At 64.6% G+C, this 14,038-nt stretch carries 13 protein-coding genes; 8 read left to right on the top strand and 5 right to left on the bottom strand.

Annotated elements, in window-relative coordinates:
• Entirely contained in the window at positions 1-441 is a 441-nt protein-coding gene (locus AB4136_RS09705; RefSeq protein ID WP_024923848.1) for a PaaI family thioesterase, read from the top strand.
• Between the two features lie 122 nt (positions 442-563).
• Here the strand turns inward: AB4136_RS09705 and AB4136_RS09700 are convergent, their stop codons facing one another.
• On the bottom strand, positions 564-1,421 hold the full coding sequence (locus tag AB4136_RS09700; protein ID WP_137900409.1) for an NmrA family NAD(P)-binding protein: 858 nt from the start codon (positions 1,419-1,421) through the stop codon (positions 564-566).
• Between the two features lie 155 nt (positions 1,422-1,576).
• Here AB4136_RS09700 and AB4136_RS09695 point away from each other — a divergent pair, with 155 nt between their 5' ends.
• The 3 genes from AB4136_RS09695 (at position 1,577) to rpsI (ending at position 3,165) form a co-directional block, all read left to right on the top strand.
• Positions 1,577-2,005 carry a winged helix-turn-helix transcriptional regulator gene (locus AB4136_RS09695; RefSeq protein ID WP_024923850.1) on the top strand — a complete coding sequence of 143 codons (429 nt, stop codon included), beginning with the start codon at positions 1,577-1,579 and terminating at the stop codon, positions 2,003-2,005.
• Between the two features lie 219 nt (positions 2,006-2,224).
• Positions 2,225-2,686, top strand: coding sequence for a 50S ribosomal protein L13 (gene rplM / locus AB4136_RS09690; RefSeq protein ID WP_024923851.1), 462 nt, complete (start codon positions 2,225-2,227; stop codon positions 2,684-2,686).
• 2 nt (positions 2,687-2,688) lie between these two features.
• Entirely contained in the window at positions 2,689-3,165 is a 477-nt protein-coding gene (gene rpsI / locus AB4136_RS09685) for a 30S ribosomal protein S9 (protein WP_024923852.1), read from the top strand.
• A 112-nt stretch (positions 3,166-3,277) separates the two neighbouring features.
• On the opposite strand, the gene betI is transcribed toward rpsI, so the two are convergent.
• On the bottom strand, positions 3,278-3,886 hold the full coding sequence (gene betI, locus AB4136_RS09680) for a choline-binding transcriptional repressor BetI (protein ID WP_024923853.1): 609 nt from the start codon (positions 3,884-3,886) through the stop codon (positions 3,278-3,280).
• Positions 3,887-3,974: 88 nt separating this feature from the next.
• Here betI and choX point away from each other — a divergent pair, with 88 nt between their 5' ends.
• A complete protein-coding gene (choX, locus tag AB4136_RS09675) occupies positions 3,975-4,904 on the top strand; it encodes a choline ABC transporter substrate-binding protein (protein ID WP_024923854.1) in 930 nt (309 codons plus the stop codon).
• Positions 4,901-5,710, top strand: a complete 810-nt coding sequence (locus AB4136_RS09670) for an alpha/beta fold hydrolase (protein WP_024923855.1) — start codon at positions 4,901-4,903, stop codon at positions 5,708-5,710. The genes choX and AB4136_RS09670 overlap by 4 nt, the downstream gene beginning before the upstream one ends.
• A 56-nt stretch (positions 5,711-5,766) precedes the next feature.
• On the opposite strand, the gene AB4136_RS09665 is transcribed toward AB4136_RS09670, so the two are convergent.
• Together AB4136_RS09665 and AB4136_RS09660 are read right to left on the bottom strand one after the other, a co-directional pair.
• Positions 5,767-6,819 carry a glycerophosphodiester phosphodiesterase family protein gene (locus AB4136_RS09665; protein WP_024923856.1) on the bottom strand — a complete coding sequence of 351 codons (1,053 nt, stop codon included), beginning with the start codon at positions 6,817-6,819 and terminating at the stop codon, positions 5,767-5,769.
• 187 nt (positions 6,820-7,006) lie between these two features.
• A complete protein-coding gene (locus tag AB4136_RS09660) occupies positions 7,007-7,630 on the bottom strand; it encodes an invasion associated locus B family protein (RefSeq protein ID WP_024923857.1) in 624 nt (207 codons plus the stop codon).
• A gap of 219 nt (positions 7,631-7,849) precedes the next feature.
• Here AB4136_RS09660 and AB4136_RS09655 point away from each other — a divergent pair, with 219 nt between their 5' ends.
• Both AB4136_RS09655 and AB4136_RS09650 read left to right on the top strand, forming a co-directional pair.
• Entirely contained in the window at positions 7,850-9,664 is a 1,815-nt protein-coding gene (locus AB4136_RS09655; protein WP_024923858.1) for an extracellular solute-binding protein, read from the top strand.
• Between the two features lie 34 nt (positions 9,665-9,698).
• The gene (locus tag AB4136_RS09650; RefSeq protein WP_024923859.1) at positions 9,699-10,379 is read left to right on the top strand and encodes a DsbA family oxidoreductase; all 681 of its coding nucleotides are present in this window, start codon (positions 9,699-9,701) and stop codon (positions 10,377-10,379) included.
• A gap of 153 nt (positions 10,380-10,532) precedes the next feature.
• Here AB4136_RS09650 and mfd read toward each other — a convergent pair whose 3' ends face one another.
• Entirely contained in the window at positions 10,533-14,021 is a 3,489-nt protein-coding gene (gene mfd, locus AB4136_RS09645) for a transcription-repair coupling factor (protein WP_024923860.1), read from the bottom strand.
• Positions 14,022-14,038 lie beyond the last annotated feature (17 nt).

Here is a 14,038-nt window from a genome sequence, read left to right as displayed (position 1 = left end):
ATGCCGAAGCAGGACAATCTGAAGCCAGTGCTGACGGCGCAAGAGGTCAATGCATTGCTGAAATCAGTCTATCCGCAACTCAACAACGACCTTCAGGCCTATGAGGCGGTCGACGTCTTTCCCGGCGGCTGCACGGTCAGGCTCAACGCCGACGAAAGACACCTGCGCCCCGGCGGCACGGTGTCCGGCCCCTGCCTGTTCACGCTGGCCGACATCGGCGGTTATGTCTGCGTGCTCTCGCATGCCGGGCCGGACGCGCTGTCCGTCACCACCAATCTCAACATCAACTTCATGCGCAAGGCCGAGGCCGGGCCGATCGACGGCCATTGCCGTATCCTGAAGCTCGGCAAGAACCTGATGGTCTACGACATCGATATCGTCGCCGGCGGCCACACGATCGCGCACGCGACCGGCACCTATTCGATCCCGCCGAAGCGCTGAGCGAGGCTTTCACGCCGTAGACCTCCCCCGATTTCGAGAGAGGTGTCGCCAAAGGCGACCGAGGGGCACGACGCTTCTCCAATCAGACGTAGCGCCCCTCCGCCTAGGCCGGCACTACCTCGTCACGCCGCTCGAGCCTGAAGCCTTCCCGCGATAGCGCCGATCGAATCCTCCAGCGAACGCGGCTTTTTGCCGGACAGAAGCTCGACGGAGTCGGTGACGGCGGCGACCCAGCCCTCGGCGACGGGATGAAAGATCGCGGCCAGAAGCTCGGCATAGCCCTGCGACAACCCGTTGCGGACGGTATCCGCGACGAAGGTGCGGTCGTCGACGGAACGGTATTGGATCGTGCGTCCGAGCGCGTTCGACAACAGCGCGGCCGCCTCGACATAACCGTAGGCCTTGGAACCGGTGAGCGCGAAGGCTTTGCCGTCGTGCCGGTCGCTGGTCAGCGCGCCGGCGGCGGCGGCGGCGATGTCGCGGGCATCGATGAAGCTCGTCTTGCCCTCGCCGGCGGGAACGCGGATTTCGCCGGCCTGGACGCCAGCCGCCCAATAGGTCGCGAAATTGTCGCTGAACCAGTTGGGCCGCAGAATGACGGACGGCGCGCCGGAGCGTTCGAGCCGCAATTCCAGCTGCCGGAACGGGATGGCGTCCGAGGCATCGACACCGATCGCCGTCTGCAACACGACCTTGATGTTGCGCGTGGCGGCTGCTTCGACGACGGGGCCGAGCAGGCCGACCTGGTCGAGATAACCGGTCGGCGACACCGCATAGATGCGGTCGACGCCTTCCAGCGCCGGCTCCAGGCCGCGCGGGTCGCTGAGGTCCAGCCGCACAGCTTCGGCACCGGCGGACAGAGCAGGCGTGGCGCTGCGGCTCGCTGCCTTGACCTTCTCGCCCTTGCCGAGGAGTTCGGCCACCAGCGGCGCGCCGACATTGCCGGTGGCAGCCAGAACCAGGATTTTTCCTTTGGACATATCAAGCTCCTTGACGCTTTCTTTTGGAAAGTGGGTTTCAAACGGAAGCTTGTTAGCGACTGGATAGCTGGGTAAAAAGAGAGCACTTCGCGGTTACAAGGTGCCGCCGCCGGTATGCAGGTTACCAGCAGGAAATCGCCTTCAAGGGATGCCCGATGCGCAAATACGATGTCTATGCCGAGAATTGCCCGACAAGGCTCCTGCTCGACCACATCGCCGACAAATGGACGGCACTTGTGTTGTGGAAGATCTCGCGGGAGCCGGTGCGCTTCAACCAGTTGCGGCGCGACGTCGAGGGCATCTCGACCAAGGTGCTGTCGCAGACGCTGAAACGGCTCGGCCGCGACGGGCTGATCCTACGTGAGGTCTTCCCCACAGTGCCGGTGACGGTGGAGTATTCGATCACCCCGCTTGGCAGGACGCTTTCGGAGAAGCTCTCCACCATCACGGAATGGGCCGAAGCCAACATCGATGCGGTGCTGGCGGCGCAGGATCGCTTCGACCGAGATTGCGCCTGCGCCGACAATGCGGTCACGGCCAATGGTGCCAAACGCGGGCTCATCCAGCCCGCCGGGATGAGGTAAAATAATACCTTTTTCATAACATGCTGTTTTTGAATGAATTTTCGGCGCGATGGCCACTTTTCGCGCCTTGACGGGGGCGTCACCCTCCCCTATAAGCCCATCCAAAGCAGCGGCCCGTAAAGGCCGCCGTTTTGTTATTGACCAAGGGCTCCGGCCTCTTGCCAATAAAAGCAACAAGAAACGCCTTCTTTTGAAGGTCCCAAACGAAAGCATGTAACCATGGCAACCTTTTCGCAGAAGCCTGCGGACGTGGTGAAGAAGTGGGTGCTGATCGATGCCGAGGGTCTCGTCGTCGGCCGTCTCGCCTCCATCGTCGCCAACATCCTCCGCGGCAAGAACAAGCCCACCTTCACGCCCCATGTCGACGATGGCGACAACGTCATCATCATCAACGCCGACAAGGTCGCGTTCACCGGCAAGAAGTACACCGACAAGGTCTACTACTGGCACACCGGCCACCCCGGCGGCATCAAGGAGCGCACCGCGCGCCAGCTGCTCGAAGGCCGTTTCCCGGAGCGCGTCGTCGAGAAGGCGGTTGAACGCATGATCCCGCGCGGCCCGCTCGGCCGTCGCCAGATGAAGAACCTCCGCGTCTATGCTGGCGCCGAGCATCCGCACACCGCCCAGCAGCCTGTGACGCTCGACGTCGGCGCGCTGAACGCCAAGAACAAGAGGGCTTGATAATGGCTGAGCTTTCCTCGCTCGCAGAACTCGGCACCGTCGCGCAGACCGCGCAGCCGGCTGCTCCGGTCCACGTCCAGAAGCTCGACAAGTCGGGCCGCGCCTATGCCACCGGCAAGCGCAAGGACGCCATCGCCCGCGTCTGGGTGAAGCCCGGCTCCGGCAAGATCACTGTCAACGACAAGGAATTCGGCGCTTACTTCGCCCGTCCGGTCCTGCAGATGATCCTCAACCAGCCGATCATCGCGGCCAACCGCGCCGGCCAGTACGACATCATCGCCACCGTCACCGGCGGCGGCCTCTCCGGCCAGGCCGGTGCCGTGCGTCACGGCATCTCCAAGGCGCTGACCTATTACGAGCCGGCGCTGCGCGGCGTGCTCAAGAAGGGCGGCTTCCTGACCCGCGACAGCCGTACTGTCGAGCGTAAGAAGTACGGCAAGGCCAAGGCCCGTCGTTCGTTCCAGTTCTCGAAGCGCTAAGCGCTTTTCGGAACCGAATACGAAAAGGCCGCCTCCGGGCGGCCTTTTTTGTTTGGGCTGGTGGCTAGCCAATCACCCGGCGACACCATTGCGCCAATGCCACGACAGTTCGTCAGACAGGCGCGGACAGAGCCCTCAGCCGCAAATCGAGATAGCCCCTCACCTGTGCGACAGCCGTGTCGCGGTCGACACTGCCCGCCTCCAGGCCAAGGCGCAGCCACAGCCCATCGATCAGGGCGCTGATACCGAGGGCGATGTCCCGCGCCTGTTCAGGCGCCACAAGACGAGACAGCCCCGACATCAGGTTTGAATGCATGCGGGCATGAATGACCTTCTGGATGCGCTTCAGCTTTTCGTCGCGCGGCACCTCGGCACACAGCGACAGCCAGGCGTGACAGGTCGGCGGCTGGAACAGCTCGGGCTCGAAATTGCCGTCGATCACCGCCTCGAGCCGCTCCATGGGTGTGCGCGCGCGTTTCAGCCGCGCCACGACCGCATCGCGAAGTGCGGCGTTGGCCTCGCGCATGGTGTGCTCGAAGAGTTCCTGCTTCTTGCGGAAGTAGTGCAGGACGATGCCCTTCGAGGCACCGGCGTGGCTGGCAACCTTTTCCAGCGTCATGCCTGCCACCCCCTCCTTTTGCAGAACGGCAAAGGCTGCCTGCCGCAGTTCCTTGCGGCGGATCTCGCTGATGCGGGTGAGTCTGGCTGGACGATCATGCATGAATCGAGATTGACATTTCTGCCCCTCCAGATCAATTATTGTCCCATGGGTCAATAATCATACCAAACGGATAATGGGAGCGCTCGACATGCGGAACTTCGCCATCATCGTCTTGATCGCCTGCGGCGTCGCCACCGAGGCCCACGCCGCCGATCCCGCCGGATGCAAGGCGGTTCGCATGGCGGAACCCGGCTGGAACGACCTCGCCTTCACCACCGGCGTGGCCCATGTCCTGTTCGAAGCCCTGGGCTATGAGCCGAAGAGCGATGTGCTGGGCATCAACGTCATCTACGAAGGCATGAAGAACAACGACCTGGACGTGTTCCTCGGCTACTGGGACCCGGCCATGGTGACCTACTACAAGCCCTACAAGGAGGACGGCTCGGTCGAGACCCTGAAGCTCAACCTCGTCGGGGCGAAATACACATTCGCCGTGCCGGCCTATGTCTGGGATGCAGGGGTCCGGGATTTCAAGGATCTGCACAAATTCGCCGACAAGTTCGGCCGCAAGATGTACGGCATCGAACCCGGCTCCAACCAGCTGATGATGGATGCCATTGCCGATCCCACGCTGGAACTCGCGAGCTGGGAAGTGGTGGAGTCCAGCGAAGCCGGCATGCTCTCGGAGGTCGGCTACAAGATCAAGGAAAAGCAGTTCATCGTCTTTCAGGGCTGGGCGCCGCATCCGATGAATGTCAGCTACGACCTGCGCTATCTGACCGGAGGCGACAAGTTCTACGGCCCCGATTTGGGCGCCGCGACGGTCTCCACCCAGACCCGAAAGGGCTATGCCGCCGCCTGCCCGAACGTCACGAAATTGCTGACGAACCTGACATTCAATGTGGCGCTGGAAAATGCCGGCATGGGCTACCTCATCAATGACGGCATGGCGCCAACCGCCGCGGGCCGCAAGGCGATCGCCGCGAACCCTGCACTGCTCGAGACCTGGCTTGCCGGCGTGACCACGTTCGACGGCCAGCCGGCACTGGCCGCGGTGAAGGCGAAGCTTGGCCTATGACAGGCACTGACGCGTGGCTGGGCCGCAAGCGCTTCGTCGACGCTGGCGGTGCCCGCATCGCCTATGTCGAATTCGAGGGGGCCGGCCCGCCGCTGCTCTTGCTGCACGGTTTTACCGACAGCAGCCGCAGCTTTTCGCTCATTACCTCGCAACTGGCGGGCCGTCGCCTCATCATCGCGGACCTGCCCGGCCATGGCGGCTCGGCGCCAGGCCATGATGGCTGGACGCCAGCCGATCTCGCCCGGCAGATGTCGGCCTTCATGACCGCCCTGGACATGGAGCCGGCCGTGCTGGTCGGACATTCGCTCGGATCGATGGTCGCGATCGAACTGGCGGCAACCCGACCTGGAGCGTTCGCAGGGCTCGTCCTGCTGGCGGCAACGTTGCAGCCCGAACTCGCCGATGATCACCCGGTCGTCGTTGGGGTGAACGCGTTGCGCGACCCTATCGACCCGAACGCTCCGTTCTTCGAGCTTTGGCATCACTGCCATCCAGGCGTGCCTGAGACATTTCTGGCGCGACTGGCCGAGGAGGCCGCCGCCATGCCGGCGCACAGGTGGCGTGCCATCCTGCAGGCTCTGCGCGACTGCGACCTGACCGAACAGGCGTCGCGCATCGACATGCCGGTCCTGATCATCAGCGGCGCGGACGACGATCTGTTCAGCAAGGCGCATCACGAAGCGCTGGCGGCCGCGTTTCCTGATGCGGTGGCGATGCGTCTTGCGGATTGCGGGCACAACCCGCACTGGGATTCGCCGAAACGGGTGGCAGCGGCCATCACGCAGGCATTTCCGGCCACGGTATAGAACACCCCCTGCTGCCATGACCGAAGCCCATGGTGCTTACGCCCCGGACGATGATCTCAGTTGATGCTCGCCGTCGTCGTCGGCATTTGCGGTCGCGCCATGCCATAGGGCACGCGATAGCCGTTGGCGGTCAGCCATTCGATCGCCGCGCGCGGCTCGTCGGTCTGGATGATGGTGGCGCCGCGCTCGGCCCAGAAACCCCAGCTCTCGGCCGGCAGGCTGGCCGCCACCGCCAGTTCGTCGCCGCGCCCGCCGGCAAGAGAGCCGCCCGGCTTGTTCAGGATGGCGTAGGTGTCGGCCCACAGATGCCAGTCGCCGCGCACGGCCGCCGCCCGCACTTTTGTCGAAAACAGCGCGCCGCCGGTTTCGGTCAGCCTTTCGGCACCGTTGCGCCAGTTGATCARCTCGATCGCATCGACGGCGAAGGCGCCGGCGACCTTGGCGACGAAAACCGGATCGCGCACGGCATCGTCGGCAACGATCGGCATGAACTGAAAACCGCGTCCCGCCGCCTTCAACGCCGCGCCCACCTCGGCGATGCGGGCGTCGTTCCAGATGTTTTCCTTGACCACGACCTCATTGGCCATGCCGAGGTCGCGCGCCTCGGCGATGATCGCCGGCAGCGCCTCGGTGCCCAGCTTGTTGTCGACATTGACCAGGATGCGGCCCCGGGTCGCCGATAGGAATTCGCGTAGCGTCGAGACGGTCTCTGGCGTGGCGACGCGGCCGGCCTCGATCACCAGCCGGCATGTCTTTATTTCGGTCAGCGTGCGTTCCGCCACCTCGCCGTTGCAGGTGGTCGTGCGGTCGAGCCAGCTGTCGTGCATGATCACCAGCACGCCGTCCTTCGAGCGACGGACATCGACCTCGACCATCTCGGCGCCAGCGGCGATTGCATCCTCGACGGCGGCCAGCGAATTTTCCGGGAACCGTGCCTTACCGGCCTGCAGCCCGCCGGAGCGATGGGCGACGACCATGACATGGTCGCGCCACTGGTTGGCGTTGTGCAGCCGCTCCAGGATCTGCGCGGCACGGCCGGTGTCGGCCGCCACCGCGGGAAAAGCCGCCAGCATCGCGGCCACCGCCGCGCCCAACCACGCCATCCGCATTGAGAATCGCTCCGTGCCGGACCAGTCGGCGCCGCAATAGCGGCCCGCCATGACGGCGCCGTGAACGAAGCCGGCTTGCGAAAGACGTGGCCAGGAACCCGCATCGCCGCCAGGCCAACAAAAAAGCCCCGCCGAAGCGGGGCTTTTTCGAATTCTCTACCGGGCGTTCAGGCGCCCTGGAAGACGATCAGTTGGCGGTCTTGGCCTTGTCCTGCTCTTCCTTGAGCTTCTTGGAGAAGTCCTGGTTGTTCTTGTTGACGAACTCCTGGAGCTTCTTCTGGCGGTCCTCGATGTCGGACTGCTGCATGGCCGGGCCGTCGAAGGCGGTGCCGAAGCCAGCCAGCGAAATCTTGATCGGGTTCGGCTGGTTCTGGAAATTGATCGAGGTCAGCGTGATCTGCTGGCCCTTCTTGAAGGACGAAACCAGTTGGTCGGTCAGCGGCACTTCGGCCACGCAGCGGTCCGGGAAGCAGATGACATAGTCAAGCTTCTGCGCCTTGCCGGCGTCGATTTGCAGGCCGATGCCGGGAGGCACCAGACGGCCGGTCGGCACGGTGACCTGGAACACCTTGCGGTTCACCTTGCCGCGCAGGTCGATCAGGCTGACGCCGGTGATCAGCTGGCCGTTGTTGGCGGTGGTGATGTTCTGCACGTTGCAGATGTCGACGTCTTCCTGCTTGGTGCAGGCCTTGAACCAACCCTGCGGGATCTGCTGCTGGGCGGATGCAGCCGGAACGCCAGCACCCAGCACACCGGCGACGCCGGCAACCATGAGCGGGAGGCGGAAAGCTTTGCTGTTCAAGCTCATCATATGATGGAATTCCTCTAACGTGATCCCCGAGCGGCCTTCGGCCCTTTGGCGTGCTACCTCTTGCCCAAATGAGGCAACAGAATGGCTTGGTCGGCGTGTTACACCGGCATTGCAGCCGAATCCAGCCCAACGACCGTATTTCTTGGCTATGACCACGGTACGGCCACAGCTCATGCTAGGTTGCGTCCCGAATCACACAATCTCGTTCGAGGATACGGCATGAGCCGCTCGTTTCCCTGGCTGACCGCCGCGTTTCTTCTGCTCGGCAGCGCACTTGCCCAGGCCGAGCCAAAACACGGCATCGCCATGCAGGGCGAGCCGGAACTGCCAGCCGGCTACACGCATTTCCCCTATGCCGACCCCGAAGCGCCGAAGGGCGGCAATGTCACCTATTGCGTGGTCGGCTCGTTCGACAATCTCAACCCGTTCATCATCAAGAGTCTGCGCACCACCGCGCGCGGCATGATCGACACGGTCTACGGAAACCTCGTCTTCGAGCCGCTGATGCAGCGCAATTACGACGAGCCGTTCGGCCTCTACGGCCTGCTAGCCGACACCGCCGATATGAGCGAGGACCGCAAGTCGATCGAATTCCACCTCGACCCCAAGGCCAAATGGTCGGACGGCCAGCCGGTGACGCCGGAAGACGTTCTGTTCAGCTACAACGTCTTCACTGAAAAGGGCCGCCCGCCCTATTCCGACCGCATGAAGAAGATCGCCAAGCTGGAGAAGACGGGCGAGCGCAGCGTGCGCTTCACCTTCAACGACCAGTCCGACCGCGAATTCCCGCTGATCATCGCGCTGACGCCGATCATCCCCAAACACGCCTTCAACAAGGACACGTTCGACCAGACCACGCTGAAGCCGCTGGTCGGCTCCGGTCCCTATACCGTGGCGCAGGTGGCGCCCGGGCAGCGCATCGTGTTCAAGCGCAACCCCGACTACTGGGGCAAGGACATCCCCTCCAAGCGCGGCTTCGACAATTTCGACCAGATCACCATCGAATATTTCCTGAACGCCAATGCCCAGCTCGAGGCGTTCAAGAAAGGCATCTGCGCCGTCAACACCGAGAGCGACCCGGTCAAGCGCGAGCGCGACATGGACTTTCCCGCCTTCAAGCGCGGCGACGTGGTGGCGGAAACCTTCAAGACCGGCATTCCGCCGGTGGTCACCGGCTTCCTGTTCAACACCAGGCTGGCGAAATTCTCCAACCCTGAGGTGCGCCGCGCGCTCGGCATGCTCTACGACTTCGAATGGGCCAACAAGAATCTGTTCAACGGCCGCTACACCCGCACCATGAGTTACTGGCAGGGGTCGGAGTTGTCGGCGCTCGGCCACCCGGCCTCCGACAAGGAAAAAGCGCTTCTGGCACCCTTCCCCGGCCGCGTGCCGCCGGACGTCATGGACGGCAGCTGGCGTCCGCCCGTCACTGACGGCTCGGGACAGGACCGCAAGGTGCTGAAGGCCGCCTTCGACCTGTTCAAGACGCAGGGCTATCACATCGAGAACGGCCAGATGCTCGACGCGCAGGGCCACCCCTTCGGCTTCGAGATCATCACCGCTTCGCAGGACGAGGAGCGGTTGGCCGCGCTCTACCAGCGCACGCTCGCCAAGATCGGCATCGCGGTGACCATCCGCGCGCTGGACGGCGACCAGATCCAGTCGCGCAAGCAGCGCTACGATTTCGAGTCGCTGATCGGGGCCAGCGGCTTCAACAATTCGCTTTCGCCCGGCATCGAGCAGACCATGCGCTGGGGTTCGGCCGCGGCCAAGGTCGACGGTTCGTTCAACCTTGCCGGCGTCGCCGACCCGGCGGTGGACGCGGCGATCAACGCCATGCTGAACGCTCACAGCAAGGAAGATTTCGTCGCCGCGGTGCGCGTGCTCGACAGGCTGCTGATCTCGGGCAACTATATGGTGCCGATGCAATACAATGCCGAGCAGTGGATCGCCTATTGGAACTACCTGGATCACCCCAAGGCGACAGCGCTGTTCGGCTACCAGTTGCCGGTGTGGTGGCGTAAGCCGAACTGAGCTGGGCCGAACTGAGTTGCCGAAAGGATCGAGGATGAGCGAGACAACCTCCCTGACCATCGATGTCGTGTCGGACGTCGTCTGCCCCTGGTGCTTCCTCGGCCAGAAACGGCTGGAGCAGGCGATCGAAGCGGTGAAGGATGTCGATGTCACGGTGCGCTGGCGACCCTTCCAGCTCGACCCGACCATTCCGGCGGAAGGCAAGGACCGCAAGGCCTATATGCAGGCGAAGTTTGGCGACGGCGACCGGCTCAAACAAATTCACGCCAACCTCGTTTCGCTCGGCGCCGCGGAAGGCATCTCTTTCGACTTCGACGCCATCAAGGTGGCACCCAACACGCTCGATGCCCATCGCGTCATCCGCTGGGCCGGGCCGGTCGGCGAGGCCGTGCAGAACCGGCTGGTGACCGGCCTGTTCGGCGCCTATTTCGAGCGCGGCGAAAACACCGGCGACCATCAGGTGCTGATCGCGGCCGCGCGCGAGGCGGGCATGGACGCCTCCGTCGTGGAAACGCTGTTGCCGACCGACGCCGATGTCGAAGCCGTGCGCACCGAGATCGCCACCGCCGCGCGCATGGGCATTACCGGTGTGCCGTGTTTCCTGATCGAGGAGCGTTATGCGGTGATGGGCGCGCAGGACACCGAAACGATCGCCGACGCGATCCGGCAGGTGGCCGCCGCCAAGGCACGCGGCGAGCTCGACAAGGCGGGGTAACCGCCCCGGCATATGAATGCCGCCGGCCAACGCGGATCACCGTGCCATATTTCTCGGCGGCCCACGCGAATCCAGGTCCCGGCCGCGCTTCCCAATGGATTCCGGGTCGGCGCTCGGCTTCGCCTCGCTTGCCCGGAATGACGACCGGATGTTCTACGCTACCAGCTTCGCCAGTTGCGTCATCACCACGGCGGAACCTGCCAGGCGCTTTTCGGCCGTCGGCCAATCGCGGATGAAGACGACACTCTGGTCCGGCCTGATCTTGGCCAGGGAGCCCTGCTCGCCGATGAAGCGCACCAGCCCGGCCGGGTTGGAGAACTCCTTCTTGCGGAACTGCACGACCACGCCCTTCGGCCCGGCATCGAGCTTCTCGACATTGGCCCGGCGGCACAGAACCTTGATGAAGACGATCTTCAGCAGGTGCTTCACCTCTTCCGGCAACGGGCCGAAACGGTCGATCAGCTCGGCGCCGAAACCGTCGATCTCCTCGGTGGTCTCAAGGTCGCCGAGGCGGCGGTAGAGCGCCAGCCTGAGCTGCAAGTCCGGCACATAGCTTTCCGGGATCATCACGGCGGTGCCGACGGTGATCTGCGGCGACCAGCCGGTGTCGGCCACCTCGCCGCTGTCCTTCACCTCGGCCACCGCCTCCTCCAGCATCTGCTGGTAGAGTTCGAAGCCGACCTCCTTGATGTGGCCGGACTGCTCTTCGCCGAGCAGATTGCCGGCGCCGCGGATGTCGAGGTCGTGGCTGGCGAGCTGGAAGCCGGCGCCGAGCGTGTCCAGCGACTGCAGCACCTTCAGGCGGCGGTCGGCGGTGTCGGTCAGCTTCTTGTTCGCGGGCAGCGAGAACAGCGCATAGGCGCGCACCTTGGAGCGGCCGACACGGCCCCGGAGCTGGTAGAGCTGCGCCAGGCCGAACATGTCGGCCCGGTGCACGATCAGCGTGTTGGCGGTCGGGATGTCGAGGCCGGATTCCACGATGGTGGTGGAGAGCAGCACGTCGTACTGGCCATCGTAGAAGGCGTTCATGATGTCGTCGAGTTCGCCGGGCGGCATCTGGCCGTGGGCGACGGCCACCTTCAGTTCCGGCACCTCAGCCTTGAGGAAATCCTGGATTTCCGACAGATCCGAAATGCGCGGCACGACGTAGAAAGAATGGCCGCCGCGATAACGCTCGCGCAGCAGCGTCTCGCGGATGACCAGCGGGTCGAAGGGCGAGATGAAAGTGCGCACCGCCATGCGGTCGACCGGCGGCGTGGCGATCAGCGACAGTTCGCGCACCCCGGTCAGCGCCAGTTGCAGCGTGCGCGGAATGGGCGTCGCCGACAGCGTCAGCACATGCACATCGCTCTTCAGTTCCTTCAGGCGTTCCTTGTGCTTGACGCCGAAATGCTGCTCCTCGTCGACGATCAAAAGACCGAGGCTCTTGAAGGAGATTGCCGAGCCGAGCAGCGCATGGGTGCCAACGACGATGTCGACGGTGCCGTCGGCGATGCCCTTCTTGGTCTCGGCCAGTTCCTTGGCGCCGACCAGCCGCGAGGCCTGGCGCATCTTGACCGGCAGGCCGGAGAAGCGCTGCGAGAAGGTCTTGAAATGCTGGCGCGACAGAAGCGTGGTCGGCACCACCACCGCCACCTGGAAACCTTCCATGGCGGCGATGAAGGCGGCGCGCAGCGCCACCTCGGTCTTGCCGAAGCCGACGTCGCCGCAGATGAGGCGATCCATCGGGCGGCCGGCGGACAAATCCTCGGTGACGGCGTCGATGGCCGACTGCTGGTCGTCGGTCTCCTCATAGGGGAAGCGCGCGGCGAACTCGTCATAGAGCCCGTCGGCCGGAACCATGGCGGGCGCGGCGCGCATCTGGCGCTCGGCGGCGATGCGGATCAACTGGCCAGCCATGTCGAGCAGGCGGCGCTTCAGCTTCGCCTTGCGCGCCTGCCAGGCGCCGCCGCCCAACTTGTCGAGCGTGGCTTCCGCCGAATCCGAGCCGTAGCGCGACAGAAGCTCGATGTTCTCGACCGGCAGGAACAGCCGGTCGTCGCCGGCATAGCGGATTTCGAGGCAGTCGTGCGGGGCGCCGGCGGCCTCGATGGTCTTCAGGCCGACGAAGCGGCCGATGCCGTGGTCGGCATGGACGACGATATCGCCATGCGACAGCGAAGCGGCCTCGGCGATGAAATCGGCGGCGCGCTTCTTGCGCTTGGAGCGCCGCACCAGGCGGTCGCCCAGAATGTCCTGCTCCGCGACGACGACGAGCGCGTCGGTCTCGAAGCCGGTCTCCAGCGGCAGCACGGCGAGAGCCGCCTCGCCCGGCGCCAGTTTTTCAACCTCGGCCAGCGACGCGACCGGCTTGAAATTGCCGAGATGATGTTCGGCCAGGATCTGGCCGAGACGGTCGAGCGAGCCTTCGGTCCAGCCGGCGACGACGACGCGGCGTTTGGCGGCGCGTTCCTCGGCGATGTGCTTGACCGCCACGTCGAAGACATTGGCGTTGGGGTCGGCACGCTCCTCGGCGAAAGAGCGGCCGGCGCGCGAGCCGGCGTGGAATACCTTGCGGCCGCCGGCGTCCGGCGCGTCGAAAGGCGTGAACTCGATCGCCTCGCGTTCGCCGGTCGCGGCCTTCACATCGTCGGGCGCCAGATACATCAGCCCCGGCGCCACCGGCTTATAGGGAACCGCGTCCTTCAGCGCCGCGTCGGCCTGCTTGCGGCGTGCCTCGTAGTGATCGACGATCAGGTCGTGCCGCTCGCTCAGCGCTTCGTGCGCAAGGTGATCGAACACCACCGGCGCGTCTGGCAGGTAGTCGAAGACCGTTTCCAGCCGCTCGTAGAAGAACGGCAGCCAGTGCTCCATGCCGGCGAAACGACGTCCCTCCGAGACCGCCGCGTAAAGCCCGTCGTCGCGCGACGGGGCGCCGAAAGCTTCGATGTAGGAACGGCGGAAGCGGCTGATGGTTTCCGGCGTCAGCGCCACCTCGCTCATCGCCTGCAGCGACATCGACTTGCGCTGGCCGCTGGTGCGCTGGCTGGCGACATCGAAGCTGCGGATCGATTCCAGCGTGTCGCCGAAGAAATCGAGGCGCAGCCCTTCGCTCCAGCCCGGCGCGTAGAGGTCAAGAATACCGCCGCGAACCGCGAATTCGCCGACATCGCGCACCGTCGGCACGCGCTCGAAGCCGGAATTCTCCAGCCGCGAGATCAGCTTGTTCATGTCGACCTGGTTGCCGGGACGGGCATGGAAGGTCTGGGCTTCCAGCAGTTCGGCCGGCGGCATGCGCTGCAACAGGGCGTTGACGGTGGTGAGCACGATGGCACGGTGCGGTTTGCGCGCCAGAGCAACCATCGCCGCCAGTGCATCCAGCCGGCGCGCGGCGGCGTCGGAGCCGGGCGAGACGCGATCATAGGGCAAACAGTCCCAGGCCGGCAGTTCGAGCACCGGCAGGCCGGGCGCGGCGAAGGCAAGCGCCTCGACGATGGTCGGCAGGCGTTGACCGTCGCGGGCCACGAACAGCACCGGGCCGTCGGGCGCGATCTCGCTCGCCGCCTGCACCAGCGCGAAGGCCTCGAAGCCGTCGGCGACGCCGTCGACGATAAGGGAAGTAGCGCGGCCCTTCGGCAGACCGATTTTGGGGATCAGAACCATGGTCGTTTCAATGTCGG

The sequence above is a fragment of the Mesorhizobium sp. 2RAF21 genome, assembly GCF_052115345.1.
In the GTDB taxonomy this organism is placed as follows: Bacteria; Pseudomonadota; Alphaproteobacteria; order Rhizobiales; family Rhizobiaceae; genus Mesorhizobium; species Mesorhizobium terrae.
The sequence above is the reverse complement of the archived record's forward strand: the minus strand, read 5'-3'. Positions and strand labels throughout refer to the sequence as shown.

Bases quoted from the DNA above. Each gene is read 5' to 3' on its own strand.
- AB4136_RS09655 (WP_024923858.1), top strand. From the start codon at position 7,850: ATGAGCCGCTCGTTTCCCTGGCTGACCGCCGCGTTTCTTCTGCTCGGC.
- AB4136_RS09705 (WP_024923848.1), top strand. From the start codon at position 1: ATGCCGAAGCAGGACAATCTGAAGCCAGTGCTGACGGCGCAAGAGGTC.
- choX (WP_024923854.1), top strand. From the start codon at position 3,975: ATGCGGAACTTCGCCATCATCGTCTTGATCGCCTGCGGCGTCGCCACC.
- rplM (WP_024923851.1), top strand. From the start codon at position 2,225: ATGGCAACCTTTTCGCAGAAGCCTGCGGACGTGGTGAAGAAGTGGGTG.
- AB4136_RS09700 (WP_137900409.1), bottom strand. From the start codon at position 1,421: ATGTCCAAAGGAAAAATCCTGGTTCTGGCTGCCACCGGCAATGTCGGC.
- AB4136_RS09695 (WP_024923850.1), top strand. From the start codon at position 1,577: ATGCGCAAATACGATGTCTATGCCGAGAATTGCCCGACAAGGCTCCTG.
- betI (WP_024923853.1), bottom strand. From the start codon at position 3,886: ATGCATGATCGTCCAGCCAGACTCACCCGCATCAGCGAGATCCGCCGC.
- AB4136_RS09670 (WP_024923855.1), top strand. From the start codon at position 4,901: ATGACAGGCACTGACGCGTGGCTGGGCCGCAAGCGCTTCGTCGACGCT.
- AB4136_RS09650 (WP_024923859.1), top strand. From the start codon at position 9,699: ATGAGCGAGACAACCTCCCTGACCATCGATGTCGTGTCGGACGTCGTC.
- mfd (WP_024923860.1), bottom strand. From the start codon at position 14,021: ATGGTTCTGATCCCCAAAATCGGTCTGCCGAAGGGCCGCGCTACTTCC.
- rpsI (WP_024923852.1), top strand. From the start codon at position 2,689: ATGGCTGAGCTTTCCTCGCTCGCAGAACTCGGCACCGTCGCGCAGACC.
- AB4136_RS09660 (WP_024923857.1), bottom strand. From the start codon at position 7,630: ATGATGAGCTTGAACAGCAAAGCTTTCCGCCTCCCGCTCATGGTTGCC.